Origin of the sequence: Zwartia panacis (assembly GCF_030410395.1) — a bacterium.
GTDB lineage: Bacteria > Pseudomonadota > Gammaproteobacteria > Burkholderiales > Burkholderiaceae_B > Zwartia > Zwartia panacis.
Map to the genome: position 1 here is coordinate 361,772 of NZ_JAUHHF010000002.1, position 25,285 is coordinate 387,056.

General features: G+C 55.0%; 24 protein-coding genes and 1 pseudogene. 13 read left to right on the forward strand and 12 right to left on the reverse strand.

Features of this window, described 5'->3' with window-relative positions:
* Positions 1 to 123: 123 nt before the first annotated feature.
* The 3 genes from rpsI to pmbA all read right to left on the reverse strand — a co-directional run bounded on the left by rpsI (position 124) and on the right by pmbA (position 2,537).
* Complete coding sequence (rpsI, locus tag QWY30_RS04315) at positions 124 to 516, reverse strand: 30S ribosomal protein S9 (protein ID WP_290193916.1); 393 nt, start codon at positions 514 to 516, stop codon at positions 124 to 126.
* Positions 517 to 525: 9 nt separating this feature from the next.
* A complete protein-coding gene (gene rplM, locus QWY30_RS04320) occupies positions 526 to 954 on the reverse strand; it encodes a 50S ribosomal protein L13 (protein WP_290238500.1) in 429 nt (142 codons plus the stop codon).
* A 215-nt stretch (positions 955 to 1,169) separates the two neighbouring features.
* Entirely contained in the window at positions 1,170 to 2,537 is a 1,368-nt protein-coding gene (gene pmbA / locus QWY30_RS04325; RefSeq protein WP_290238502.1) for a metalloprotease PmbA, read from the reverse strand.
* 35 nt (positions 2,538 to 2,572) lie between these two features.
* On the opposite strand from pmbA, the gene yjgA reads away from it, so the two are divergent.
* The 3 genes from yjgA to gltX are packed head-to-tail and all read left to right on the forward strand — an operon-like array spanning position 2,573 to position 5,220.
* Positions 2,573 to 3,133, forward strand: coding sequence for a ribosome biogenesis factor YjgA (gene yjgA / locus QWY30_RS04330; RefSeq protein WP_290238504.1), 561 nt, complete (start codon positions 2,573 to 2,575; stop codon positions 3,131 to 3,133).
* On the forward strand, positions 3,130 to 3,804 hold the full coding sequence (locus QWY30_RS04335) for an alpha/beta hydrolase (RefSeq protein ID WP_290238506.1): 675 nt from the start codon (positions 3,130 to 3,132) through the stop codon (positions 3,802 to 3,804). Before yjgA ends, QWY30_RS04335 begins: the two co-directional genes overlap by 4 nt.
* A 12-nt stretch (positions 3,805 to 3,816) precedes the next feature.
* On the forward strand, positions 3,817 to 5,220 hold the full coding sequence (gltX, locus tag QWY30_RS04340) for a glutamate--tRNA ligase (RefSeq protein WP_290238508.1): 1,404 nt from the start codon (positions 3,817 to 3,819) through the stop codon (positions 5,218 to 5,220).
* Here gltX and QWY30_RS04345 read toward each other — a convergent pair.
* Positions 5,207 to 5,710: a hypothetical protein gene (locus QWY30_RS04345; protein ID WP_290238510.1), complete on the reverse strand. Its 504-nt coding sequence runs from the start codon at positions 5,708 to 5,710 to the stop codon at positions 5,207 to 5,209. The genes gltX and QWY30_RS04345 overlap by 14 nt on opposite strands.
* A gap of 364 nt (positions 5,711 to 6,074) precedes the next feature.
* Between QWY30_RS04345 and QWY30_RS04350 the strand changes: the two genes are divergently transcribed.
* The 4 genes and pseudogenes from QWY30_RS04350 (at position 6,075) to QWY30_RS04365 (ending at position 11,674) form a co-directional block, all read left to right on the forward strand.
* Positions 6,075 to 8,996 carry a ribonucleoside-diphosphate reductase subunit alpha gene (locus QWY30_RS04350; RefSeq protein WP_290238511.1) on the forward strand — a complete coding sequence of 974 codons (2,922 nt, stop codon included), beginning with the start codon at positions 6,075 to 6,077 and terminating at the stop codon, positions 8,994 to 8,996.
* Between the two features lie 21 nt (positions 8,997 to 9,017).
* Positions 9,018 to 10,223, forward strand: coding sequence for a ribonucleotide-diphosphate reductase subunit beta (locus QWY30_RS04355; protein ID WP_290238513.1), 1,206 nt, complete (start codon positions 9,018 to 9,020; stop codon positions 10,221 to 10,223).
* 275 nt (positions 10,224 to 10,498) lie between these two features.
* Positions 10,499 to 10,959, forward strand: a pseudogene (locus tag QWY30_RS04360) (histone H1-like DNA-binding protein).
* A 142-nt stretch (positions 10,960 to 11,101) separates the two neighbouring features.
* Positions 11,102 to 11,674: a YggT family protein gene (locus tag QWY30_RS04365; protein WP_290238515.1), complete on the forward strand. Its 573-nt coding sequence runs from the start codon at positions 11,102 to 11,104 to the stop codon at positions 11,672 to 11,674.
* Positions 11,675 to 11,703: 29 nt separating this feature from the next.
* Here QWY30_RS04365 and QWY30_RS04370 read toward each other — a convergent pair whose 3' ends face one another.
* The 8 genes from QWY30_RS04370 to QWY30_RS04405 all read right to left on the reverse strand — a co-directional run bounded on the left by QWY30_RS04370 (position 11,704) and on the right by QWY30_RS04405 (position 18,137).
* Positions 11,704 to 12,210 carry an outer membrane lipoprotein gene (locus QWY30_RS04370; RefSeq protein WP_290238517.1) on the reverse strand — a complete coding sequence of 169 codons (507 nt, stop codon included), beginning with the start codon at positions 12,208 to 12,210 and terminating at the stop codon, positions 11,704 to 11,706.
* 23 nt (positions 12,211 to 12,233) lie between these two features.
* Entirely contained in the window at positions 12,234 to 13,175 is a 942-nt protein-coding gene (locus QWY30_RS04375) for a carbohydrate kinase family protein (RefSeq protein ID WP_290238518.1), read from the reverse strand.
* A 10-nt stretch (positions 13,176 to 13,185) separates the two neighbouring features.
* On the reverse strand, positions 13,186 to 14,190 hold the full coding sequence (locus tag QWY30_RS04380) for a zinc-ribbon and DUF3426 domain-containing protein (protein WP_290238520.1): 1,005 nt from the start codon (positions 14,188 to 14,190) through the stop codon (positions 13,186 to 13,188).
* Between the two features lie 9 nt (positions 14,191 to 14,199).
* Positions 14,200 to 15,102 (reverse strand): 50S ribosomal protein L11 methyltransferase, encoded by a 903-nt coding sequence (gene prmA, locus QWY30_RS04385; RefSeq protein WP_290238523.1) that lies wholly within the window; start codon positions 15,100 to 15,102, stop codon positions 14,200 to 14,202.
* An 11-nt stretch (positions 15,103 to 15,113) separates the two neighbouring features.
* On the reverse strand, positions 15,114 to 16,463 hold the full coding sequence (accC, locus tag QWY30_RS04390; RefSeq protein WP_290238525.1) for an acetyl-CoA carboxylase biotin carboxylase subunit: 1,350 nt from the start codon (positions 16,461 to 16,463) through the stop codon (positions 15,114 to 15,116).
* A 1-nt stretch (position 16,464) separates the two neighbouring features.
* Positions 16,465 to 16,914, reverse strand: a complete 450-nt coding sequence (gene accB / locus QWY30_RS04395; protein ID WP_290238527.1) for an acetyl-CoA carboxylase biotin carboxyl carrier protein — start codon at positions 16,912 to 16,914, stop codon at positions 16,465 to 16,467.
* A gap of 17 nt (positions 16,915 to 16,931) precedes the next feature.
* A complete protein-coding gene (gene aroQ / locus QWY30_RS04400) occupies positions 16,932 to 17,375 on the reverse strand; it encodes a type II 3-dehydroquinate dehydratase (protein ID WP_290238529.1) in 444 nt (147 codons plus the stop codon).
* A 63-nt stretch (positions 17,376 to 17,438) separates the two neighbouring features.
* Positions 17,439 to 18,137, reverse strand: a complete 699-nt coding sequence (locus QWY30_RS04405) for a TlpA family protein disulfide reductase (RefSeq protein WP_290238532.1) — start codon at positions 18,135 to 18,137, stop codon at positions 17,439 to 17,441.
* Between QWY30_RS04405 and mpl the strand changes: the two genes are divergently transcribed.
* The 6 genes from mpl to QWY30_RS04435 are packed head-to-tail and all read left to right on the forward strand — an operon-like array spanning position 18,126 to position 25,277.
* Complete coding sequence (mpl, locus tag QWY30_RS04410) at positions 18,126 to 19,496, forward strand: UDP-N-acetylmuramate:L-alanyl-gamma-D-glutamyl-meso-diaminopimelate ligase (protein WP_290238534.1); 1,371 nt, start codon at positions 18,126 to 18,128, stop codon at positions 19,494 to 19,496. The two genes, QWY30_RS04405 and mpl, sit on opposite strands and share 12 nt — an antisense overlap.
* Positions 19,497 to 19,532: 36 nt before the next feature.
* Complete coding sequence (locus QWY30_RS04415; protein ID WP_290238535.1) at positions 19,533 to 21,449, forward strand: ribonuclease catalytic domain-containing protein; 1,917 nt, start codon at positions 19,533 to 19,535, stop codon at positions 21,447 to 21,449.
* A complete protein-coding gene (locus QWY30_RS04420) occupies positions 21,446 to 22,348 on the forward strand; it encodes a TonB family protein (RefSeq protein WP_290238536.1) in 903 nt (300 codons plus the stop codon). Before QWY30_RS04415 ends, QWY30_RS04420 begins: the two co-directional genes overlap by 4 nt.
* A gap of 29 nt (positions 22,349 to 22,377) precedes the next feature.
* Positions 22,378 to 23,244 (forward strand): shikimate dehydrogenase, encoded by an 867-nt coding sequence (gene aroE / locus QWY30_RS04425; protein ID WP_290238738.1) that lies wholly within the window; start codon positions 22,378 to 22,380, stop codon positions 23,242 to 23,244.
* 21 nt (positions 23,245 to 23,265) lie between these two features.
* A complete protein-coding gene (gene lptG, locus QWY30_RS04430; RefSeq protein WP_290238537.1) occupies positions 23,266 to 24,444 on the forward strand; it encodes an LPS export ABC transporter permease LptG in 1,179 nt (392 codons plus the stop codon).
* Complete coding sequence (locus QWY30_RS04435) at positions 24,441 to 25,277, forward strand: symmetrical bis(5'-nucleosyl)-tetraphosphatase (protein ID WP_290238538.1); 837 nt, start codon at positions 24,441 to 24,443, stop codon at positions 25,275 to 25,277. Before lptG ends, QWY30_RS04435 begins: the two co-directional genes overlap by 4 nt.
* Positions 25,278 to 25,285: the final 8 nt, after the last annotated feature.

Here is a 25,285-nt window from a genome sequence, read left to right on the forward strand (position 1 = left end):
GCTCCTGAGAATGATGCCTGCATTATCCCATGCGGGGAAGAAACTATCAGCCCGCTTTCAAGACCAAAGCCTGCAAAACAAACAGGCCGCTTGCGCGGCCTGTCGTGTCGTCTGCATGCGTGATTAACGCTTGCTGAACTGTTTCCGGCGACGTGCTTTGTGGAAACCGACTTTCTTACGTTCGACTTCACGTGCATCGCGTGTGACAAAGCCGGCTTTCGACAGCGCGGACTTGAGCGTTGCATCATAGTCAATCAGCGCACGGGTAATGCCATGACGCACTGCGCCGGCTTGACCGCTTTCGCCGCCGCCATGCACATTGATATGGAAGTCAAAAGAAGCAGTATGACCTGTCAGCTCAAGAGGCTGACGAACCACCATGCGACCTGTTTCACGGGCGAAGTACTCGTCAACGGGTTTGCCGTTCACGACGATCTTGCCTGCACCTTTTTTCATGAAGACGCGAGCCACCGAAGTCTTGCGGCGGCCGGTTCCGTAATTCCAATTACCGATCATGGCCTGTCCTTAAAATTCGAGGGGCTGTGGCTGTTGGGCAGAGTGCGGATGCTCGGCACCAGCATAAACCTTCAGCTTTTTGATCATCGCGTAACCCAAAGGACCCTTGGGCAACATGCCCTTGACGGCCTTCTGGACTGCACGACCCGGAAAACGCTCTTGCATTTTTGCAAAATTCGTTTCGCGAATACCACCTGGGTATGTCGTGTGACGGAAATACTTTTTGTCTTGCGACTTATTACCGGTTACGACGATCTCAGCGGCGTTGATGATGACGATGTAATCGCCAGTATCAACGTGGGGCGTGAATTCTGGTTTGTGTTTACCGCGCAAACGACGTGCGACTTCGCTGGCCACACGACCGAGGACTTTGCCCTTCGCGTCAATCACGAACCAGTCACGCTTGACTTCATGCGGCTTGGCCACAAATGTCTTCATGATTGGATCCTAATAATTTTCCTTCCGGGACCATCCCGGAAAGACTTCCCTGATTTTTAAAAAAGCGATTTGCCAAAACGTTATTTGCCAAAGCGTTGTTACCCGCCCGTGCAAAAACCAGCAAACACCCATAAAAATCAAAGTTTCGACCCCAAAAAGGAGGCGTTACTCGGGGAAAGCCTTTGATTCTACAACAAAATCCGGCCAGAAGCCAACTAGGTGCCTGCAATCGCCATGCGCTCAATCAGAATGGAGCCCGTGGTTTTACTGCCTCGGGTGATCGCATCCGCGCCGACAGCGACGATTTGAGCAAACATATCCTTCAGGTTGCCGGCAATGGTGATTTCCTCGACAGCATGCTGAATCTGTCCATTTTGCACCCAATAGCCAAACGCTCCCCGGGAGTAGTCGCCTGTCACGTAGTTGACGCCCTGACCGATCAGCTCCGTCACTAAAAGACCTGTCCCCATTTTGCGCAACATCGCCTCGAAGTCGTCTTTGCGTTTCGTCTGCGAAGATCTCAACACCAGATTATGAGAGCCGCCAGCATTGCCAGTGGTCTGCATGCCTAGTTTGCGGGCTGTATAAGACGATAAAAAGTAACCCTGCAACACTCCCGCGCTCACGACCTCACGGGCCTGAGTTTTGACACCCTCCTCGTCAAAAGGCGAGCTGCCCATCGCGCCTTTGATGTGCGGATCTTCCAACACGTTGATGTGGCTCGGAAAAAGCTGGCGACCCAGCGAATCAAGCAGAAAACTCGTCTGGCGGTACAGCGCGCCGCCGCTGGTCGCGTGTGTCAACGCACCAAGCAAGCCTAGTGCGAGTGGTGCCTCAAACAATACAGGAAAGTGGCCGGTAGGAATTCTTTTGGCCGACAAGCGCGAAAGCGCACGCTCTGCGGCGTAGCGACCCACTGCAGCCGGATCCGCCAAACGATCCGCCCGACGATCGCTCGTGTACCAATAGTCACGCTGCATGGATTGACCTCGTCCCGCAATCGGCGAGACCGATAAACCATGTCTTGAATACGCATATCCATCTAGAAATCCGCGCGTATTTCCCAGCACAAAGTGGCCCTCGTGCGTATCCACCCCTGCGCCTTCGGTATTCGTGATGCGCTTGTCGGTCGCCAAGGCGGCACGCTCTGCTTCTACCGCGATTTCGGTGGCTTGCTCGACAGAGATCGCCCAGGGATGATGGAGCTGAAGGTTGTTTTTGACACCAATGGCCAGTTGGTCCGCGTCGGGAAGCCCCGCGGCCGGATCCTCAGCCGTATAGCGGGCAATATGCCAGGCAGCCTCGACCGTCTCGCGCAACGCTTGAGCTGAAAAGTCAGAGGTCGAGGCGGATCCGCGGCGCTGACCGGCAAAGACCGTCACATCCAGAGAACGATCACGAGTCTGCTCGACCGTCTCGACTTTGCCCTTACGGACCGAAACTGCCAGGCCACGACCCTCGGAAACCTCGGCGGCAGCGTCGCTGGCACCCAAACTTTGGGCATGTTTAAGCGCCTGAGTCACTAAATCTTCGAAAATCGGTCGATTTTCAGCAACTGGAAGAAAAGAAATTGATGTAGCCATATTAGTCCGTTAGCGTGAGGCTTTATGATAGCTCTATGACACAAGAATTACCTCAAACACCTGACGGGACCGATGAGTCCCCATATGACGGCCCAAGCAAGTCGCAACTTAAACGCGAAATGCATGCTTTGGTCGACCTTGGACGCGACCTGGTGGACTTGTCCCCGGAGCGTCTTAAACAATTGCCTTTATCTGAACGTCTTTACGATGCGATTCGTCTGGCTCAGCGCACAACGAGTCGCGAAGGCCTGCGCCGACAGATTCACTATGTTGGCAAGCTCATGCGCGATGCGCCGGCAGACGAAATCCGCACGCTGCTCGATACGTGGAAAAACGGCTCGCGCGAACAAACCCAGGCCATGCACCGGCTCGAAGCCCTGCGAGACCGTTTGCTCAAAGACGACAACGCATTCACCGCGTTTCTACAAAAATATCCGCATGCGGATATTCAGCACATTCGCACACTCATTCGCGAAGGGCGCAAAGAAGCCGCCGCGAACGAGTCTTTGCGCCAAGGCCAGGAGCCGCAACGTAAACATTATCGTGCGCTGTTTCAGGCGCTCAAAGCCCTTCAGGATCCGGATACAGAAGCATGACCACACACGCTTTGCTTGAATGCGTCGAACACATCACTGGGACACAACCCACACACTCTGTGATCTGGCTGCACGGCCTGGGCGCAGACGGTCACGACTTCGCGCCGATCGTGCCTGAGCTGCGTTTGCCGAACTCCCTTTCGGTACGCTTTGTTTTCCCGCATGCCACTATTCAACCTGTCACCATTAATGGTGGCATGGCGATGCGCGCTTGGTACGACATCCTGACACCGAGTCTCGTCAAGCGCGAGGATGAGCAAGGGATTCGCGCCTCCGAGCGCGCCATCCAGGCCTTGATCGCGCGAGAAAATGCGCGTGGTATTCCCAGCGAGCGCATTGTGCTGGCTGGCTTTTCCCAGGGCTGCGCCATGACCCTCCACACAGGCTTGCGCCTGCCTGAAAAACTGGCAGGTCTGATGGGACTGTCAGGCTATTTACCTTTGCTTGATATAGCCGATCACGAACGTCACTCGGCCAATGCCAATACGCCCATCTTTTTGGCGCACGGCACCCACGATCCCGTGGTCACGCTTGAACGCGCCGAAGCGTCCAGAGCCAAACTCGCAGCGCTTGGCTACTCCGTTGAGTGGCACACCTATCCGATGCAGCACTCCGTGTGCGCACAGGAAATTCACGATATTTCTCGCTTTTTACAAAGCGTGCTGATTTAAAAGGTTTGATTCATGTCCCCCGCTTCAACACCCGTTCGCACTCGTTTTGCGCCCTCGCCTACAGGCTTTCTGCACCTGGGCGGCGCGCGTACTGCCTTGTTTTCCTGGGCCTACGCCAGACACTTCGGCGGCACGTTCATTTTGCGTGTCGAGGACACCGATCTGGAACGCTCAACGCCAGAGGCTGTACAGGCTATTTTGGACGGTATGGCCTGGTTGGGGCTGACGCCCGACGAAGGCCCCTTCTACCAAATGCAGCATATGGATCGCTACCGCGAGGTGGTTGCCAACATGCTGGCCGACGGAACTGCATACTACTGCTACAGCTCGCCTGCCGAGGTGGACGAAATGCGCGAACGCGCGCGGGCCAAAGGTCAGAAGCCACGCTACGACGGAACCTGGCGACCTGAGCCAGGAAAAACCTTGCCACCCATCCCATCGGATCGCAAACCTGTCGTGCGTTTCAAAAGCCCACAAGAGGGCACCACTGGCTGGGTGGATATGGTCAAAGGTCCGATCACATTCGACAATAGCGAACTTGATGATCTGGTCATCGCCCGTCCCGACGGTACGCCCACTTACAATTTTTGCGTAGTCGTCGATGACTGGGATATGCGTATCACGCATGTCTTGCGTGGCGACGACCATGTCAACAACACCCCTCGCCAGATCACGATTTTGCGTGCGCTCGGCGCACCCGTTCCCGAGTACGGTCACGTTCCAATGATTCTGGGGCCGGATGGAGAAAAACTCTCCAAGCGACATGGCGCCGTGAGCGTGATGGAGTATGACCGGGATGGTTATCTGCCGGAGGCGATGGTTAATTATCTGGCTCGTTTGGGTTGGAGTCACGGCGATGACGAGCTATTTTCACGCGAGCAACTCGTCGCATGGTTTGATTCGCAACATCTATCAAAGTCGGCGGCGCAATGGGACCCCAAAAAACTAAACTGGGTCAATGCCCACTACATCAAGCATAGTGACGACGCCGCACTTGCCAGGGCAGTCGCGCCGCGCATCGCGGCGCGTGGCGGAGACACGGAAAAAGTGGATCTGACCCAGGTTGTGGCTTTACTCAAAGACCGTGCCGAAACGCTTGAGCAACTCGCCGATGGCGCCATGTTGTTTTGTGGCGCACACACACCTGCCTCGCCCGAACTCGCCACACAGCACCTGACAGATGCCGCACGAACTGTTCTTAAAGACTTTGCCACGCAGGCCGCGGGGCTCGAATGGAACCGCGCGGCGCTGAGCGGTTTGATCAAAGCCACACTGGCCGCGCACGGACTCAAAATGCCACAGCTTGCCATCCCGTTGCGTGTAGCCGTCGCGGGCGCCACGCAAACGCCCGCGATCGATGCGGTTCTGGAAATTCTCGGCAAGCAAACGGTGCTAGAACGACTTACATCAATCTAAAACTGTCCTGGACGCGCTGACCGGTGATCGGTCGGCTGTCAGGCTTGTCCTCACGAAACACGACCCGACGGTTGTCCACACGCTCGATTAGATAGGTGAGTGTGTACATCGATTCGCGGTAGTCGATTTTTTCACCGTTGGAACGACCAATTCGCAACACAAGTTTTCCTTGAGGCGCATCCCAGCAACCTGTTTCTCTGAGCTCAGATCGAACATTGCGCCCCTGTTTGACACGGATCTGCTGCCGCATTTTGCCGTCCGGAGATAACGTCAAAAGCGTCTGAACCTCGCCGGCCACGCCTGGTTGTTTACGCACGACATACCAGACGCCAGTCAAAGGCTGTCCGGCAGAAGGCGCCTGACAGACCAGTTCGGGCAAGTTTTCAGGCGCAATCACAAGCGGAGAATCGGATGGACGCGGAATCCCGCAGCCAGCCAGAACCAGACAGGCCGCGACAGTACTCCAGCGAAAAAGACCACTTTTGGACATGAGTCCCCCTGGACAACTATTAAGAATATTCAAAGTGGAATAGTGCTACATATTTAGGGCAAATCACGCACCCAATCGCGCTATTTAGCAAAAACACCCTGTCCGCCACCCAACGGCTTTGCGTTTACACCACACTTTTCAAATGCATAGGGTTAACGATAGTAAAAAAAGGTGAAATTTATCTATTGCCTAGTGGTGCCACAAACACTAGAATTAGTATCCAACTATGTACAAAACACTACATGTAGTGGTCACTTGCCAAGATGCCAAACAGCTCAACGCACATGTCACCTGATTGTCTACATGCTTGGCCATGACCGAATTCGAGTGGGGCGTGTGCCCCATTCACCTTGCAGGAGCCCATATGCAAACTTCCACCAGCTCAGTGTCGCACCGCGAAGCCGCACCGCAGTTTTCTCATACAGACGCGCCCATTACCGAGGCCACCTGGACTCAATATCACATCATTCGCCGCAACGGCGCGGTGGTCAATTTCGAGCCGAGCAAAATCGGCATCGCCATGACCAAGGCATTCTTAGCTGTCAATGGCGGTCAGGGTGCCGCATCGGCCCGCGTACGCGAGCTTGTTGACTCCCTGACTCGCCAAGTTGTTCAAGCCTTGGTGCGCAGCCGTCCCAATGGCGGCACCTTTCATATAGAAGACGTCCAGGATGCCGTCGAGCTCGCACTGATGCGCTCAGGCGAGCACGATGTCGCCAGATCCTACGTGTTGTATCGCGAACGTCGCGCCCAAGAGCGTGCCAAGTCCAATATTGAACAGGCTCCCGCCGAAGCCTCCACGCTGCACGTCGTAGACGGCGGCGTACGCAAGCCTCTGGATCTGGCCAAGCTGCAAGCCACGATCGAGTCTGCCTGCTTTGGTTTAGGCGATTTCGTTGACACGGCCGCCATTCAAAAAGAAACGCTCAAGAACCTGTATGACGGTGTACCCGTCGACGAGGTCTACAAATCAGCGATCCTCGCCGCGCGCGCCATGGTTGAAAACGATCCTGCCTACAGCAAGGTCACTGCGCGCCTGCTGTTGCATACGATCCGCAAAGAAGTCCTATCTGACGAAACGTCCCAAGAAGACATGGCGACGCGCTATGCGACGTACTTCCCGACCTTCATCAAGCGCGGCGTCGAAGCTGGACTGCTGAACTCCGAGCTTTCCCGCTACGACTTGCCCCGACTGGCCGCAGCGCTGGATTCCAGCCGGGATATGCAGTTTGATTACCTGGGCCTGCAGACGCTGTATGACCGCTACTTCCTGCACATTCGGGGTCAGCGCATTGAGCTCCCACAAGTCTTTTTCATGCGCGTCGCAATGGGACTGGCAATCGGTGAAGTCGATCGCGAAACGCGCGCCATCGAGTTCTACCAGATCCTGTCGTCCTTTGATTTCATGAGTTCGACGCCCACACTGTTCAATGCCGGCACACTGCATTCACAGCTGTCATCCTGCTATCTCACGACCGTATCAGACGATCTGGACGGCATCTACGAAGCCATCAAAGAAAACGCCTTGCTGGCGAAATATGCGGGCGGCCTGGGCAACGACTGGACACCTGTGCGCGCCATGCGTAGCCACATTAAAGGCACCAACGGCGAAAGCCAGGGTGTGGTGCCTTTCCTGAAAGTCGTCAACGACACTGCAGTCGCCGTCAACCAGGGTGGCAAGCGCAAAGGCGCTGTTTGTTGCTACCTCGAGTCCTGGCACCTGGATATTGAAGAATTTCTGGAGTTGCGCAAGAACACCGGTGACGAGCGTCGCCGCACGCACGACATGAATACAGCCAACTGGATTCCAGACTTGTTCATGAAGCGCGTGATCGAAGGCGGTGATTGGACTTTGTTCTCTCCCTCCGACTGCCCTGACTTGCACGACAAAGTCGGCGTCGCGTTCGAAAAAGCCTACGTTGGTTACGAAGAAAAAGCGGCTCGCGGCGAATTGACCTTGTTCAAGAAAATGCCCGCGATCAATTTGTGGCGCAAGATGCTCTCAATGCTGTTTGAAACGGGTCACCCATGGATCACGTTCAAAGATCCTTGCAACATCCGCTCACCACAGCAACACGTTGGCGTGGTTCACAGCTCGAACCTGTGCACAGAGATCACGCTCAACACGAATGACTCCGAAATCGCTGTCTGCAATCTGGGTTCCGTGAACTTGCCTGCGCACCTCAAGCAAAACGCCGATGGGTCCATGACTCTCGACCACGACAAACTGCAGCGCACGATCAAAATCGCGATGCGCATGCTCGACAACGTGATCGACATCAATTACTACGCCGTCGCGAAAGCCCGCAACTCCAACGTTCGTCATCGTCCAGTCGGTCTTGGCATGATGGGCTTCCAGGATTGCCTGCACTTGATGCGCGTCCCTTACGCATCACAAGCTGCGATCGAATTCGCCGATCGTTCGATGGAAGCTGTTTGCTATTACGCGTACAGTGCGTCCAGCGATCTCGCGGCAGAGCGTGGTCGTTACGCAAGCTTCGAAGGTTCATTGTGGTCGCGTGGCATCTTGCCGCATGACTCCATCGCACTGCTTCGTGAACATCGCGGTGGCTATGTTGAAGTCGATGAGTCGATGACGATGGATTGGGATTCGTTGCGTGAACGCATCAAACGACAGGGCATGCGCAATTCAAATTGCGTTGCAATTGCCCCAACTGCAACAATTTCGAATATTATTGGCGTGTCTGCGTGCATTGAACCAACATATCAAAACTTGTACGTTAAATCGAACCTCTCCGGCGAGTTCACTGTTGTCAACGAACACCTTGTTCGTGACCTCAAGAAACTGGGCCTCTGGGATGAAGTGATGGTCGCCGATCTTAAATATTTCGATGGCAGCTTGTCCCGCATAGATCGCGTTCCGGCCGATTTGCGCACCCTATACGCTACAGCTTTTGAAGTCGAACCCACCTGGATCGTCGAGTGCGCCGCACGCCGCCAGAAATGGATCGATCAAGCGCAGTCACTGAACATCTATATGGCCGGTGCCTCCGGCAAGAAACTCGATGACACATACAAGCTTGCCTGGTTGCGTGGCCTCAAGACCACTTACTACCTCCGTACGCTTGGTGCCACGAGCGCTGAAAAATCAACTGGACGTGGCGGTGAGCTCAACGCAGTGAACGTTTCTGGCGCTGGTTCGACCAGCGGCACATTCGCCTCTGCAGCGGCAACTCCCGCTTTGCCCGACCCTGAAATTCTCGGGGCGGCCTGCACCATGAGACCTGGCGATCCAGGTTTCGAAGAGTGCGAAGCCTGCCAATAAACCGCCACCGGAAAAAATATTATGCTTAGCTGGAACGACGAACCTACAACCACTACCGCCCCGCCAGTTGGCTCGGGTGGAGCACTTTCCTCGGTGCTACCCGCATCGCTCGCTGCCACCATGTCTGCGCGCGCAGCCACTGGAGTATTTGGCGATGCAGCTTTACCAACACCCGGACTGACGCAGTCACCTGTGGCCACCAACCCAGCCACACGTGTCAACGTTGCCGACAAGCGCATCATCAACGGACAGACCGACGTCAACCAACTCGTGCCCTTTAAATACAAGTGGGCCTGGGAAAAGTACATCGCGACCTGCGCCAACCACTGGATGCCACAAGAGATCAATATGTCGCGCGACATCGCTCTTTGGAAAAATCCAAACGGATTGACTGAAGACGAGCGTCGCATTATCAAGCGCAACCTTGGTTTCTTTGTGACTGCCGACTCGCTGGCGGCCAACAACATCGTCCTGGGCACCTATCGCCACATCACGGCACCCGAGTGCCGTCAGTTCTTGTTGCGCCAGGCTTTCGAAGAAGCGATCCACACGCACGCTTATCAGTACATCGTCGAGAGCCTGGATCTCGACGAATCAGAAATTTTCAACGCATACAACGAAGTTCCCTCGATTCGCGCCAAGGATCAGTTCCTGATTCCGTTTATTGACGCCATCGCAGACCCGAATTTCAAAACCGGCACACTCGAAGCGGATCAGAAGCTGTTGAAGTCCCTGATTGTGTTTGCCTGCCTGATGGAAGGCCTGTTCTTTTATGTTGGTTTTACCCAGATTCTCGCTTTGGGTCGCCAAAACAAAATGACTGGCGCCGCTGAACAGTACATGTACATCCTGCGTGATGAATCCATGCACTGCAATTTCGGCATTGATCTGATCAACACCATCAAGCTCGAAAATCCTCAACTCTGGACACCAGCCTTCCGCGAAGAAATTCGCGCGCTGTTCGCCAAAGCGGTTGATCTTGAATACGCTTACGCCGAAGACACCATGCCCCGTGGCGTGTTGGGTCTGAATGCGCCCATGTTCAAGTCTTACCTGCGCTTTATCGCTAATCGCCGCTGCCAGCAGATCGGCATCGAGCCCCTGTTCGCCCAGGAGGAGAATCCATTCCCCTGGATGGCAGAAATGATTGACTTAAAAAAGGAACGGAATTTCTTTGAAACACGTGTGATTGAATATCAGACTGGTGGCGCCCTCAATTGGGAATAAGCCAATTGGAAATCAGCCCCTAGTCAGAGTTTCAGTCTCACTTTGTACTTGCCAGTCGGCGGCTTCGGTCGCCAACTGGTGCCATTTGAATTGGTTCGCGTCCGAACGAGAGGCAGTTCAAATGGCTGTGCCGGATTCATCAGCACAAATCAACATGCTATCGATGTCTGGTAGTGGCTTGTGACGATGAATAACTCGGGCGAAACATCCTCCCATGGTGGGCGGAGTCGAGCACGGGTTTTAATGTTTGGGACCCTGAACTAAGGAGTATTACCATGGCAACAGCCAAAAAAGCAGCAAAAAAGGCAGTAAAAAAAGCAGCAGCTAAGAAGCCCGCAGCAGCAGCCAAGAAAGTCGCTGCTAAGAAGCCTGCAGTGAAGAAAGTTGCTGCTAAGAAGCCTGCAGCAAAGAAAGTAGCAAAGAAGGCAGTCAAGAAAGTAGCGAAAAAAGCCGCGGCCAAAAAGCCAGCAGCTAAAAAAGTCGCTGCCAAAAAGCCTGCTGCTAAAAAAGTAGCAAAGAAAGCAGTCAAGAAAGTTGCAGCTAAGAAGCCAGCGGCCAAAAAAGCCGCCGCTAAAAAGCCAGCAGCTACCAAAGTTGCTGCAAAAAAAAAATAGTTAAAAAACCCGCCGCTAAAAAGCCGGCAGCCGCTGCCCCCTCGACAGCCGCAGCTCCAGGTGCAAAAACTGCCCTGAATCCTGCAGCGTCTTGGCCCTTCCCTACGGGTGGCCGTCCCTGAGCTTTTAGCTGAGGTCAGTTAGACCTAGCCGCCTGGTTCGCCAGGCGGCTTTTTCGTTTTTGAGTTGTTGTTCTTTATGTCACGCGCAGATCATCGCATGAGACAATAACGCTCTCGTTTCTATATTCGGAGCAGATTTCTTATGATTGGTGAAATACTCCGCTTCCTGCTTGATGTTGGCTTTACGCTGATCGGCGCTGTGCTTTTGGCGCGCGCCTGGTTGCAAGCGGTCAAGCTCCATCCATTCAACCCGATTGCACAAGCGGTGTATCAGGCCACGAACTGGTTAGTCACGCCACTGCGACGGATCGTACCCACAGGTGGCGGCACCGACTGGGCGAGCCTACTCGGGGCGCTTCTCGTCGCGATCCTCTATCTTGTGCTGATATGGCTTGTCTCCACCGCGAGCATGCTCCCGGTCAAACTGATACCGGGCGTGATTGGCGCGGGCCTGGCGACTGTCGGGCGCTGGGCGCTCAACCTGATCATCTGGCTCACTTTGATTCAGGCCGTCTTGTCCTGGATCAACCCGATGGCGACGATCATGCCGGTATTGCGTATTTTGACAGCGCCATTGCTGGAGCCGATCCGACGCATCATGCCTAGCTTGGGCGGACTGGATCTCTCTGCGCTTGTTTTGTTGATACTGGCCCAGATCGCCATCATGGTGTTGAACCGGATTACGTATCAACTATTTCCAGTTTTCGTACTATAAATCTGTCGCCTTCTGCAGACCTGTCAGCCTTAATTTTGTGACAGCGGGACCACGCGCGAGGGACCCGCACCACTGACGACTTGCACGCGCTGATTCATCATGATCGGTAGATCAGCCTCTTGGGCGATCACGCGTGTTTCACCGTTATCGAGGCGAACGGTAATCTCAAGACCGTCTTTTTTACCCATCTGGTCCTCGACAGCATTACCCGCCAAGGCACCCAGAATGGCACCGCCAATAATTGCCAGGGTGCGCCCTGTCCCGCCACCGACCGCACTGCCCGCGACACCGCCCACAGCACCACCTGCGATGGCACCGGCACCTGAAGTTTGATCACGCTCGATCGTGATGGGTCGCACGTTGATGACCGTGCCATTGCGCACGATTTGATCGCGCTGGGTCTGGTTGTAGTTATAGACGTTCGCGGAGGCAGAGGGCTTGGCGCAGCCAGAAATCAAGACGACAGCGGAGAGACCTGCGGTGACGAGCAACATGCGCGCACCGAACATGGAACTGCGAAAAAATGTTTTTCTCATCACGAAACTCCCTTCAAACGCGCTCACGCAGGCAATTGCAAATTGAAATGCCCTTTGAGCATCGCACTGATTTCAGCGCGGGTCGGCGCATGATTTTGCGGACCACGCGAAGCGATCTTGATCGAACCCATCAAGTTGCCAAGTTTACAGGCATCCGCCCAGGTCCATCCTTGCGTTAAACCATACAACAAACCAGCGCGATGGGCATCTCCACAGCCTGTGGGGTCTACCATGCCCTGTGGTTTAACGGGATCAATGTGATGCTCTTGACCTTCGGTGTAAAGCGTCGCGCCTTCAGCGCCTCGTGTCACAACGACCGCACGCAAATTCTTGGCCAACTCGGCGATGCTTTTTCCAGTGCGCTGCTCAACCACACTGGCTTCGTAATCATTCACTGTCAATGCCTGTGCGAGGCTCAGCATTACTGTGATGTCTGCGCCATCAAACAGAGGCATCGCCTGACCCAGATCAAAAATAAAAGGCGTACCTTGGGCATGCAGCCGCTTGGCATGGGTCATCATGCCTGCTTTTGAATCGGGCGCAACAATCGCCCAGGCGGCCTGATGACCAGACAAATCATTTTCTGAAGAACGATCCATGGCACCGGGGTGGAAGGCAGTGATTTGATTATCATCCAGGTCGGTGGTGATGAAACACTGAGCCGTCAAGGTGTCTGGCAAACTACGGATCATCTTGACCTCGATCCCGAGCTGCTTGAAGCGCTGCAAATAATCGGAGGCATCTTCGCCAACTGTTGCCACGGGAATCGGATGACCACCGAGGAGCTTGAGGTTATAGGCGATATTTCCCGCACAGCCGCCGAACTCGCGACGCATGCGAGGCACCAGGAAAGACACACTCAGCGCATGGATGCGATCGGGCAAGATGTGCTCTTTGAATTGCCCTTCAAAGACTGCGATCGTATCGAAAGCGACGGAACCACAAATCAAAACTGACGCTGTCATGCTGAATGCCTCAAGGAAAAAATGGTTTAAGCGTATAGCCGTTGATCTGCAACCCAGTCACAGTCACGGGCAAAACAAGATTGACTTCCTGACTCGCAGCGAAAGGCTTGTCGACCAGTGCGGCGGGCAGGTACTCGTTCGGCCTGAGTCTCTTACGCAAGACGACAGTGCCAGAGGCGTCCGTCAGCTCCAAAGATAAATCAGGCCAAGGTTGTGCTTGGTTAAAGCGATTGCGCAAAGAAAATCTCAAGGTCATCTCGACTGCTTTGCCTTCTTGACTACCCCCGGATTGTCTTTCAAACGAAACCACGGAGACTGAAATACGCTCAAGATGACGGCGCAAACTGACTTCACACTTCAGTTTTCCACAAAGAGATTCCAGCGCAGGACGAAGAGAAGGAAAGTGTGTTGCCAGGTCGTTTCGATAAATATACGCAAGCTGCACAACGACTAATGCGAGTGCCAGGACACTCGCGAGACTCCATAGCAACATCATGAGTCTGGGAGTGTCGACCTCATCGACCAGGAACTCAGGCTGCGTGCGTCCGACAGAAGGGCCTTCGCCCCGCAGTCGGGCCTCGCCGGCAATCATCACCGGTGAGGTTTCGGGGGCCGAACGCAATGAAAATGCAGTCGGCCCGAATGGTTCGGACAAACCGCGCGGCTCAGGTGTTTTAAGTGGCTCGGTGCGCTCGCCGCGCTCGGCACGATGCCTCAATACTGAAGGCTGTGCAGCCAGGCTCGGTGGTGTAGAGGGCGTGGAGGCAGATACGGATGTAGATGGGTATGTAGATGCGTATGTAGGAGCAGAGGTGGTGGCAGGCGCGGATGAGCTTGCAGAAACACCCATACCGGGACGTTGAGTCAGCGTCGGCAATTGGCTTTGCAAAGCCTCAAAACCATTGAATATATGCGTGCATTCGCCGCAACGCACCAGGCCATCAAGCGCTTGCAATTGCTCAAGCTTGACAACAAAGTCACTGTGGCACTTTGGGCAGCGCGTCACAAGACTCATTTTGACACCTTAGGGCTTGCGACCCGCCAGGCACACCCAACCATCGCGGGCCTGCCAGACAGCCATCTGCAACCAGGGCGCATAAGCCTGCGCAACCTCCAAAGCCTGCCGCTCCAGGACTCCCGATAACACCAGGTGACCACCTGATTTCACGCGCGTTGACAGCATGGGCGCAAGGACTTTGAGCGGATTGGACAAAATGTTTGCGACAACCACATCGAATTGTCCATCTTTCAAACCTTCGGGTAACAGGGCATCAACCTCGGTATGATTTGCCAAAGCATTCGACGCGGTCGCCGAAACTGCCTGCTCGTCGATGTCCACGCCAATCACTTTGGCGGCACCCAGCATTTTCGCGGCGATCGCCAAAATGCCGGAGCCGCAGCCATAATCAAGAACAGTTGAGCCCGCGGGTAATTCTTGGGCCAACCACTCCAGACAAAGATGCGTGGTCGAATGACTACCGGTGCCAAAAGCAAGTCCTGGATCAAGCTGAATCGCGATTCGACCGGCGACTGGCGCAACCGGCATCTGGTCGGCATGCCAGCTCGGGACGATCAGAATGTGTTCGCCCACGGAAATCGGACCGAACTGTGACTGAGTGAGTCGAACCCAATCTGCATCCGGAACCTGTCGCAAATGCCAGGGCAAATCTGTCTCAGTATCTAGATCTTCTCTCGCACTCGCCAGCAACTGCTCAGGATCGGTTCCGTCCGCTAAAAGCACGACTAATCGGTTGCGCGCCCATGCCTGCGTATTTGGCTCGCTGCCGGGTTCACCGAAGAGAGGCTGCTCCTCGTCGGTATCGAGGTCTGCGTCTTCGACAGACACAGACAATGCCCCCGACTCCAGCAAGCCATCGGAGAGGGGTTCTGCAAGAAACCCTGGGCACAACAAAACCAATTCACGCATCGTGATTTCCGTTACTCGGGCTGGGAAGCGAGTTTATGCTCGAGGTAATGAATACTGGTGCCCCCCTCCACGAATTTTGCATCGGCCATCAATTCGCGGTGCAGAGGTATGTTGGTTTTAATCCCCTCGACGACCATTTCCGACAGCGCGATCGACATGCGTGCGACAGCTTGAGCGCGCGTGTCTCCATAGGTGATCACTTTGGCGATCATGGAGTCGTAGTTGGGTGGCACGAAATAACCATTGAACACATGCGAATCAATACGCACCCCTGGACCACCTGGCGTGTGCCAATTGGTGATGCGCCCGGGGCTTGGCATGAAGGTGTAGGGATCTTCAGCGTTGATTCGACACTCGACAGCATGGCCTCGGAACGTGATGTCCTTTTGCCGCAAGAGGAACTTCTCTCCAGCGGCGACGCGAATCTGCTGTTGCACCAAGTCGATACCCGTGATGAGCTCGGTCACAGGATGTTCAACCTGGATGCGGGTATTCATTTCAATAAAATAAAACTCGCCGTTTTCATATAAAAACTCAAACGTGCCGGCGCCTCGATACTCAATCTTGCGGCAAGCCTCGGCACAACGCTCACCGATTTTTTCAATCAGTTTGCGATCGATACCGGGCGCGGGCGCCTCTTCGATGACCTTTTGGTGACGTCGTTGCATGGAGCAATCGCGCTCACCGAGCCAGACGGCATTTTTACCGCCATCGGCCAAAACCTGAATTTCGATATGTCGCGGGTTTTCCAAGAACTTCTCGAGGTAAACCTCGGGGTTGTTGAAGGCGGCGCCCGCTTCTGACTTAGTCATCGTGACGGCATTGAGCAAGGCGGCTTCGGTGTGCACCACGCGCATGCCTCGTCCACCCCCGCCCCCTGCGGCCTTAATGATGACGGGATAACCAACTTCCCTGGCGATACGCAAAATTTCGTTGGAATCATCCGGCAACGCGCCCGCCGAGCCAGGTACAACAGGTACGCCTGCTTCGATCATGGCTTGTTTCGCGCTGACCTTGTCTCCCATCAACCGAATCGATTCGGGTCGGGGGCCGATGAAAACAAAACCACTCTTTTCCACACGATCCGCGAAGTCGGCGTTCTCGGACAAGAAACCATAGCCGGGATGAATCGCCTCGGCATCCGTCACTTCGGCAGCCGCGATAATCGCTGGCATATTCAAGTAACTGTCGCGCGAAGCGGGTGGACCAATACAAACAGACTCGTCAGCCAGACGCACATACTTGGCATCACGATCAGCCTCGGAGTGGACCACGACGGTTTTAATGCCCATTTCGCGGCATGCGCGTTGAATGCGCAGTGCGATTTCGCCTCGATTGGCGATCAGAATCTTTTCAAACATATCAGGCGATCACAAAAAGTGGCTGGCCGTATTCGACTGGCTCACCGTTTTGAACCAAGATCTCTTTGATCACACCGGACTTGTCCGCTTCGATTTCATTCAAAAGCTTCATCGCCTCAATAATGCACAAGGGCTCGCCTTCTTTGACTGTCTGACCGACCTCGACAAACGCGGGTGAGTTCGGATTGGGCGCGCGGTAAAAGGTTCCAACCATCGGCGCTTTGACAGTGTGGCCTACGGCGGCAGCGGGCACAACCGCTGCGGGGGCCGCGGCGGGAGCGGCTTCGGCAGCGGCAGGGGCATACTGAGGAGCCGGCGCATAGGCAACTGGCTGCACAGCCTGCGAAAACTTGACAATACGGACCTTGCCTTCGCCCTCGGTAATTTCGAGTTCGGCGATGCCGGACTCGGCGACTAAGTCAATCAAGGTTTTCAGTTTTCTCAGATCCATAGTATTTCCGTAAGGTTCTAGATGAGCTCGTATTGAGCGGCAAAACGAACAGCTGCCTCGTACCCTGCCGGGCCGAGACCTGCCACCACACCCACTGCCAAATCGGACAGATAGGAGTGATGACGAAATTCTTCACGTTTGTAGACGTTGGAAAGATGAACCTCTACAAATGCGATCTTGACACCGGCCAGCGCATCGCGGATCGCAACGCTCGTATGCGTATAGGCGCCCGCATTCAAGATAATGAAGTCGGTGCCGTCGGTACGTGCCTCTTGGATGCGGTCGACAAGCGCCCCCTCATGATTGCTCTGGAATGTGGACAAGTTGACGCCTAGTGTCTTGGCCAACGTCATCAGCCCTGCCTCGAGTTCGGGCAAAGTCGTGTGCCCGTAGAGGTGCGGCTCTCTCAACCCGAGCAAATTCAAGTTGGGGCCATTCAAAACGAGGAGGTGATGTGCCATGCCGTATCGCCAAAAGCAATGATCAGGTGCGCATTTTTACGCCAATTCACGCCATTTGTCTATCTACGTCTTTGATTTTGCTACTAAGCGCTCAATACGCAAACTTAAATCTTCGGGGGAGACCTGACCAAGTATTGTGTCGAAAATGCGGCCTTCTGCATCCAACAGTACGGTAAAAGGCAGCCCACCTGCGGCATTACCTAACTCCCTGACCAGGCCAATCCCGGCATGACCTGCAACATAAAGCGGATAAGAAACAGGTATTTTAGTGATGAATTGAGAGATATTAGCAGCAGTATCGATACCAATACCAACAAATTGAATATTGGGTAAAGATTTTGACAAGGCATCGAGATGCGGCATCTCCTCGACACAGGGCGCACACCATGTTGCCCAGAAATTCGCGACGATCGGACGCCCTTTGAGCTGACGCAAGGCCACCTGCTGTCCTGCAAGGTCAGGGAAGGCGGCCTCGTAAAAGGCCTCGGGATTAGGGTCGGATTTGCGCGTGGCCGCACCAGGCAAACCCACCGCACGATTGGCGGCGGGCGCACGCCGCGAGGTGGATTGCCAGGCCAGCCAGGCGGTTGTGCCAATGGCAAACAATCCCGCGGCTCCAAAGATGACGGTTCTTCTCTTCATACGTACATCATAGCGCTCCGGTGGCCGAAACGTTGCACCTGTCACGGTCGTGCATTCGCTGCGGAACTTGTCGATTTCTGCCTCTACAATGCCGGACGGAGGTTGTTCATGCATCTGCATATATTGGGTATCTGCGGCACATTCATGGGTGGACTCGCGCTGATCGCGCGGGCCGCCGGGCACCGTGTGACCGGTTGTGACGCAGGCGTCTACCCGCCCATGAGTACCCAGCTTCAAGAGCAGGGCATCGATCTGATCGAAGGATTTGAGCCCGACCAGCTTGCGCTGAGGCCGGATTTATTCGTGATCGGCAACGTGGTGTCGCGTGGCAACCCGCTCATGGAAGCCATTCTGGATGCGGGTCTGCCTTACACATCAGGTCCCCAGTGGCTGGGAGAGTTCGTCTTGCAAGGACAGCATGTCATGGCTGTGGCTGGTACGCACGGTAAAACCACGACGAGCTCAATGCTGGCCTGGATTTTGCAATCGGTCGGAAAAAATCCTAATTTTCTGATTGGTGGTGTTGCGCCGGGCCTGGAAGTTTCCGCGCGTTTTAATGACAAACAACATTTATTTGTCATTGAGGCAGATGAATATGACACTGCCTTTTTCGACAAACGCTCAAAATTCGTTCATTACCGTCCCCGCACGGCTATTCTGAACAATCTTGAATATGATCACGCAGATATTTTTCCCGATCTCGCCGCGATCGAAACCCAATTCCATCACCTGCTGCGCACCGTTGCGCGCAGCGGCCTGGTCATCACACCCGCCCGGGACGAAGCGCTAGCACGGGTCATCGCGCGGGGCTGCTGGGCCTCCCACAGCAATATCAACACACCTGAAGGTTGGCATACTCGCACAATCGATGCACTGTCTTTCGACGTGTGCATGGGCGAAAAAAATCTGGGAACCATTGCCTGGACCCATACTGGCGCCCACAATCAACACAATGCGCTCGCGGCCATCGTCGCCGCCGCGCATGTCGGCGTCTCTCCCGAAACAAGTATCGCTGCGCTTTGTCGTTTCAGTGGCGTCAAAAGACGGATGGAGATCCGGGGCACCGTTCGCGGTATCACTGTCTATGATGACTTTGCGCATCATCCTACAGCGATCGCGACAACATTGGCGGGTTTACGCGCGAGTATCGGTCCTCAACGTCTCATCGCCATACTGGAGCCGCGCTCAAACACGATGAAACTCGGCACGATGGCTGCGCGTCTTCCTGCGGCACTATCCGACGCAGACCTGGTTTTTTGTTATGGACAACGCGATGGCAAGCAGGCGCTCGGCTGGGATCCCGCCGAAGTTCTGGCTTCGCTGGGTTCACGCATGCAGGCGCACCACGAAATCGACACCCTCGTCCAGGCCGTGAGTCGTTGCGCGCGACCCGGCGATCACATCGTCATCATGAGCAATGGCGGCTTTGCCGGCGTGCATGATCGGCTTCTTGAGACGCTCGCCTCTTCGCCGGCCTGAAGGGCCCTTGACTGATTCACCGGAATACCCAAACCCATGTACGTTTTATATGAAGAAGATGGCGCTTTTAAAACAGGCCACATCATGACTGAGGCCGACGCCACGCTTCAAATCGAGTCGGAGTCCGGCAAGCGAAGCAAGGTCAAGCGCGCGAACTGCATTTTCACCTTCGCGAGTCCATCGCCTGATATTTTGATTTCCCAAGCTGAGAATCTTGCCGCAGAAATCGATTTGCCTTTTTTGTGGGAATGCGCGCCCGCCGATGAGTTTGATATCGACACGATGGGGGCTGAGTACTTCGGTCATCCGCCAGACACCCTCGAAAAAACAACGCTTTTGTTCAGACTGCACAGTGCGCCGATTTATTTTCATCGGCGCGGTCGCGGCCGTTATCGTGCCGCGCCACCAGACATCCTGAGTGCGGCGCTCGCCGCACAAGAAAAGAAACAACGTGCGGCAGCGCAAACAGAAGAATGGGCGCAGGCAATCGCTGCGGGACAACTACCCGATGAGGTCGCGCAAGCCGCGATGAGCCTGGTGACCAAACCAGATAAGAATTCCCAAGCATGGAAAGCACTCGAGGCAGCCTGCGCGATGCGCCAAACAACGCCCGAGAGGCTGCTTCTGGATTCCGGTGCGTGGCCGCATGCGCTGGCGCTGCACAAAGGCCGTTTCCTGGCGACGCATTTTCCTCGCGGTACGGCCTTCGCACCCTGCGAAGTACCCGGCATCGGGCGTGAACTGCCTCTCGCAGAGGTCGATGCCTATTCTGTCGACGACATCAGTACAACAGAGATCGATGACGCACTGTCCGTCACCCGACTCCCGGATGGCAACTTGCGCGTGGGTATCCATATCGCCGCCCCCGGTCTATCAGTGACCAAAGACAGCATGCTCGACAAGCTCGCACGCGCGCGAATGTCAACTGTTTACATGCCCGGGGACAAGATCCCGATGCAACCCGATGAGGTGATTGCAGCATTTTCTCTGGATGAAGGACGACCTGTTCCCGCCCTTTCGCTGTATGTCGTGGCCAACCCTGAAACAGGCGAAATCCTCTCGCATGAGAGTCGGCTTGAGCGCGTGGTCGTGCGCGCCAACTTGCGCCATAACTCGCTTGACGCACTGATCACGGAAGAGTCGCTCGCGGATTCGAGCATCGAACTGCCACACAATGACTGGATCCGGCCTCTCTGGCAACTTGCGCTCGCGCTTTGCAAGCAAAGAGAAACTGTGCGGGGTAAGCCTGAAAACAATAATCGGGTCGAATACAGCTTCTACGTCGAAGGCGACCCAGACAATCCGGATTCGACTGTCCGTATCGTGCCGCGTTTGCGCAATGCGCCCCTGGACAGACTCGTTGCCGAGTACATGATTCTGGCCAACAGTACCTGGGGTGGCTTACTCGCGACACATGGTTTGCCGGGCATTTACCGCTCGCAGCAAACTGGACGCGTGCGCATGAGCACACACGCGCTCCCCCACGAAGCAATTGGGGTTCCGCAGTACGCCTGGTGCACTTCTCCGTTGAGACGGTACGTCGACTTGGTCAACCAGTGGCAATTGATCGCTGCCATCGAACATGGCGTGTCCGCACCTTTGGTTGCACCTTTCAAGCCGCGCGATGCTGATTTATTCGCCATCATTGGCGGGTTTGAGTCACAATATGTCGCATGGCATGATTTCCAGAACAACATGGAACGCTTCTGGTGCATGCGCTGGCTCCAGCAGCAGCAAATCACCGAGTGCGAGGCTACTGTCCTGAAAGAAGATCTTGTGCGCCTGAGCCATGCGCCAATGATCGTGCGACTCAATGGACTCCCCTCTCTCGACAGAGGACAGCGCATCAAGCTACAAATCAATCGCTTCGATGAGCTGGCACTCGAGATGGACTGCCAGTACCTCTCGAGTATTGAAAACGAGCAACCCGAGGACCCTATAGAAGCAACGTGAACGACACACACTCCGTCCCAGCGAAGGCGCATTCGCCAGGTATTGCAAACTGGCTAGTCGCTCAGCAGCGTTTTTTTCGCTGGGGCTTGTTGCTGTCTGTTGCCTTGCACCTGGGATTGCTTGCGTGGCATAGAGCCTCACCTCCTGTGGCTCTACCCAAACCATCTGAACTTGAAATCGTGATGGTCAATGCGGCAACTGAGAGCGAACCCAGCCAAGCGAAGCTGCTCGCCCAGAATAACGTCGACGGCGGCGGGCAAGCAGACGATGGGTATATGACCACGCTTGTGCCCTACTCAGGTAACGCCGCTGACCCCGTCATGCTCGAAACACTGATTCAACAACGGCAACAGCTCGAAACACAGCAACAACAATTGCTGACACAACTGATTGCGCAACAAAAAACGGCACAGGGTCGTCCCGCACGCAAACCGGCCGAATCAAGCGATTTAGCCGGCGAAGATGAAGTCGATCAAGAAAGTATTGTGTTGAATGGAAAAATTGCCGCACTGACACAAAAGATTGAGCGAGAGAATGCCAAACCCCGTCAGTACTTTGACTCGCCTTCGACACGTAAAACAGCCTTTGCCCCTTACATCGACCAATGGCGACAACGAATCGAACAAGTCGGCACTCAACACTATCCGACAGGTGTGGGGGGAAAGTCTTATGGAAGCGTTCAAGCCACGCTCACCATACGTTCGGATGGAACGATCGCCGACATCACCATTAATCGTCCGTCCAACCAAGCCATATTGAACCAAGCAGTGAGGCGTATTGCGCAACTCTCTGCCCCTTTCGCCCCTTTCCCACCCGACATGGCCAGACAAATTGATCAGATTGTCCTCACTCGGACCTGGCATTTCGTCAATGGCGCACTGGAGACCCGATCACCATGACACTGACCGTCAAAATCAGACCGACCCCCATTTCCTCTAGTCGCGCACCTGCGCGCTTTGCCGTGATCGGTAACCCGGTCAAGCACAGCCGATCCCCTTCTATTCATGAACAATTTGCGGCGCAAACACACATTTCTCTTTCATATGAGCGTCTGGAAGCGCCGCTCGATGGTTTCAAAGAAACCGTCACACAATTCTTTGCAAGTGGTGGACGAGGTTTGAATGTCACCGTGCCCTTCAAGCTGGAGGCCTGGGAACTGGCACGCGAACATCTCAGCGCGCGAGCTCGCCAAGCACAAGCGGTCAACACCCTTTGGATGCATCAGGGCGCCTTGCACGGTTGCAATACCGACGGCGTGGGCCTGGTCTCCGACCTCAAACGCTTGGGTGTATCCGGTGAGGGTGCGAGGATCCTGATCGTTGGCGCGGGTGGCGCCGCACGTGGGGTGATGGGCCCCCTGCTTGAGACAGGGTGTCGTCAGCTCCATATTGTTAATCGCACAGCTGAACGTGCGCATCAGCTGATCGCGGAGTGGAAGGCCAGCAACTCCAGTAACACCCCGCATCAGATACTCACTTCGGGTGGTCTGAACGATGCTGCCAGCCCTGCAGGGTGGGATGTTGTCATCAACGCCACCGCAAGCAGTCTGGGCGGTCAGGCACCCGAATTACCTTCAGGCCTCTATGCACCGGGTGCCTGGGCATACGACATGATGTATGCCGCGCAGCCAACGCCCTTTATGGAACAAGCGCGGGCCGATGGCGCCGCACACACCAGCGATGGACTCGGGATGCTGGTTGGTCAGGCCGCCGAAAGTTTTTTCCTCTGGCACGGAAAAAGACCGGATATCCTGCCCGTTCTGGCCTCTTTACGCGCGGAACTCAATGGTTCGTAATTGGGCATTACACTTGAGACTATGAGAACTGCCCGACGTTACCTCGCCCGAGAGATTTACCGCTCCACTTCCGTGGTGTTGATCGCTTTGCTCGGCCTCTTTACTTTTTTCACCTTGGTCGACGAGCTTGATACGGTCGGTGACAAATTTCCGCTTGCCGCGCTGTTCTATCTGCAGGTGTTGTCGATTCCAACGCGACTCTACGATTTGCTGCCGATTGGGGTGCTAATCGGTGCAATTTTGGCGCTCTCCAGCCTTGCTCAACGTAATGAGCTTGTGATTTTGCGAGTGTCGGGGGTCAGTGGTTTTGGTCTGTTGAAGATGCTCTGGACCGTCTCCCTTCCGATCATTTTCGGCGCTCTCGTCCTCTCCGAATTTCTTACGCCCATCGCTGAAATCAAAAGCAGTGAAACGAACTTGCTGATGCGAGGAAAAGTCGAGGGCGGCCGGCTGGCCAGTGGTTACTGGTTCAAGGAACCAATCGCTCAGGGCGGCACCCGTATCATCAACGTGGGAAATCTGCTTTCCTCGGGCAACGTCGCCAACCTGCGCGTCTATGAGTATCCGGATGGCCTGACACTTTCACTTGTCGCGCAATCCGAAGGCGGACGCTTTTCAGACGGCAAACTGGTGATGCAAAAAGTCACGGAAAATCACATTGCGCCATCGATCGAGCAAACCCTGTCAGACGCCAAGGTATCAAAAACGCCTTCTGTGACAGTCACGCATTCAGCTGAGCGCAGCTTTGATACCTCGCTGACAGCAGAGCGCCTGGTGGCCCGGATTTTGACCCCAGAACGCATGTCCTTGCTCGCTCTGCACGACTACATTGACTACCTCAACCGAAACCAGCTGCAAGCCGATCGTCAAGTCGTCGCCATCTGGCGCAAACTTGCTTACCCGTTCACTCTTTTGGTGATGCTGACCATTGCGGCGCCGATTAGTTTTATGCAGACCAGGCGTGGGGGTGTTGGCGCCAAAGTTTTCCTCGGCATTCTCCTCGGCACTGGATTTTTTATGATTAACCAGCTGGCGCTCAACGTGAGTCTGCTCTATAACTGGTCGCCCATCGTCACTGCGCTATTACCGAATATTGGAGCGATGATTCTCGCCTTGTCGGCGGTATTCACGATGGAAAATCGTAACGCCATCGCCAACCGCAATCGCACGCGTTCATTTTGGAAAAAATCACCCATATGAGTATGCCTAGCATCTGGATGATTGGTGATATTCAAGGTTGCTGCGGCTCTCTTGAGACCTTGTTGTCACAGCCTGATATTCAAGAGGACCCCGACGCACACTTCTGGTTTGCCGGCGACCTGGTAAACCGGGGCCCACAATCGCTGGCCACCCTGCGACGCATCATGTCTTTGGGCGACCGTGCGACGGTCGTATTGGGTAATCACGATCTGCATTTATTAGCCATGGCTGCGGGTGTGCGCAAAACGGGTAAAAAAGACACCCTGGACGAAATACTCGCTGCAGACGATGCGCAAGACATCATCGACTGGCTGCGTTTTCAACCGCTCGCTCACTACGAGTTCGGTCACTTGCTCGTGCATGCGGGCGTGCTTCCACAGTGGGATGCCGAACAAACGATCGAGCTCGCCTGCGAAGTTGAAGATGCGCTCCAAAGTCCCGACTGGAAAAAACACCTGCAACTCATGTACGGTAATTCTCCGGATCAATGGGATGAACGCCTGAAAGGTCCCGACCGTTTGCGGGTGATCATCAATGCCCTGACACGCGTGCGCTTTTGCGACAAACAGGGTCGCATGCTGTTGAACGTCAAGACCGAACCTTCACCAGAGGATAAGTCACTCATTCCCTGGTTCAATCTGTCCAAACGCGCGACTCGTGATGTCACGGTGGTGTTCGGTCATTGGTCAACACTCGGACTCAAACTCGACAACGATGTGATTTGCCTGGATAGCGGTTGCCTGTGGGGCGGCCATCTCACTGCGGTGCGCCTGCAAGATCACGCCGTCGTTCAGGTGCCTTGCGCGCAGACACTGGATCCACGAGAGGACTGAGCACGGCA

Coding starts and splice junctions, on each gene's coding strand:
- QWY30_RS04350 (WP_290238511.1), top strand. CDS start 6,075: ATGCAAACTTCCACCAGCTCAGTGTCGCACCGCGAAGCCGCACCGCAG.
- aroQ (WP_290238529.1), bottom strand. CDS start 17,375: ATGGCACATCACCTCCTCGTTTTGAATGGCCCCAACTTGAATTTGCTC.
- gltX (WP_290238508.1), top strand. CDS start 3,817: ATGTCCCCCGCTTCAACACCCGTTCGCACTCGTTTTGCGCCCTCGCCT.
- pmbA (WP_290238502.1), bottom strand. CDS start 2,537: ATGGCTACATCAATTTCTTTTCTTCCAGTTGCTGAAAATCGACCGATT.
- QWY30_RS04370 (WP_290238517.1), bottom strand. CDS start 12,210: ATGAGAAAAACATTTTTTCGCAGTTCCATGTTCGGTGCGCGCATGTTG.
- rplM (WP_290238500.1), bottom strand. CDS start 954: ATGAAGACATTTGTGGCCAAGCCGCATGAAGTCAAGCGTGACTGGTTC.
- accC (WP_290238525.1), bottom strand. CDS start 16,463: ATGTTTGAAAAGATTCTGATCGCCAATCGAGGCGAAATCGCACTGCGC.
- accB (WP_290238527.1), bottom strand. CDS start 16,914: ATGGATCTGAGAAAACTGAAAACCTTGATTGACTTAGTCGCCGAGTCC.
- prmA (WP_290238523.1), bottom strand. CDS start 15,102: ATGCGTGAATTGGTTTTGTTGTGCCCAGGGTTTCTTGCAGAACCCCTC.
- QWY30_RS04365 (WP_290238515.1), top strand. CDS start 11,102: ATGATTGGTGAAATACTCCGCTTCCTGCTTGATGTTGGCTTTACGCTG.
- lptG (WP_290238537.1), top strand. CDS start 23,266: ATGAGAACTGCCCGACGTTACCTCGCCCGAGAGATTTACCGCTCCACT.
- QWY30_RS04435 (WP_290238538.1), top strand. CDS start 24,441: ATGAGTATGCCTAGCATCTGGATGATTGGTGATATTCAAGGTTGCTGC.
- QWY30_RS04380 (WP_290238520.1), bottom strand. CDS start 14,190: ATGAGTCTTGTGACGCGCTGCCCAAAGTGCCACAGTGACTTTGTTGTC.
- yjgA (WP_290238504.1), top strand. CDS start 2,573: ATGACACAAGAATTACCTCAAACACCTGACGGGACCGATGAGTCCCCA.
- QWY30_RS04375 (WP_290238518.1), bottom strand. CDS start 13,175: ATGACAGCGTCAGTTTTGATTTGTGGTTCCGTCGCTTTCGATACGATC.
- rpsI (WP_290193916.1), bottom strand. CDS start 516: ATGATCGGTAATTGGAATTACGGAACCGGCCGCCGCAAGACTTCGGTG.
- QWY30_RS04345 (WP_290238510.1), bottom strand. CDS start 5,710: ATGTCCAAAAGTGGTCTTTTTCGCTGGAGTACTGTCGCGGCCTGTCTG.
- mpl (WP_290238534.1), top strand. CDS start 18,126: ATGCATCTGCATATATTGGGTATCTGCGGCACATTCATGGGTGGACTC.
- QWY30_RS04335 (WP_290238506.1), top strand. CDS start 3,130: ATGACCACACACGCTTTGCTTGAATGCGTCGAACACATCACTGGGACA.
- QWY30_RS04405 (WP_290238532.1), bottom strand. CDS start 18,137: ATGCAGATGCATGAACAACCTCCGTCCGGCATTGTAGAGGCAGAAATC.
- QWY30_RS04415 (WP_290238535.1), top strand. CDS start 19,533: ATGTACGTTTTATATGAAGAAGATGGCGCTTTTAAAACAGGCCACATC.
- QWY30_RS04355 (WP_290238513.1), top strand. CDS start 9,018: ATGCTTAGCTGGAACGACGAACCTACAACCACTACCGCCCCGCCAGTT.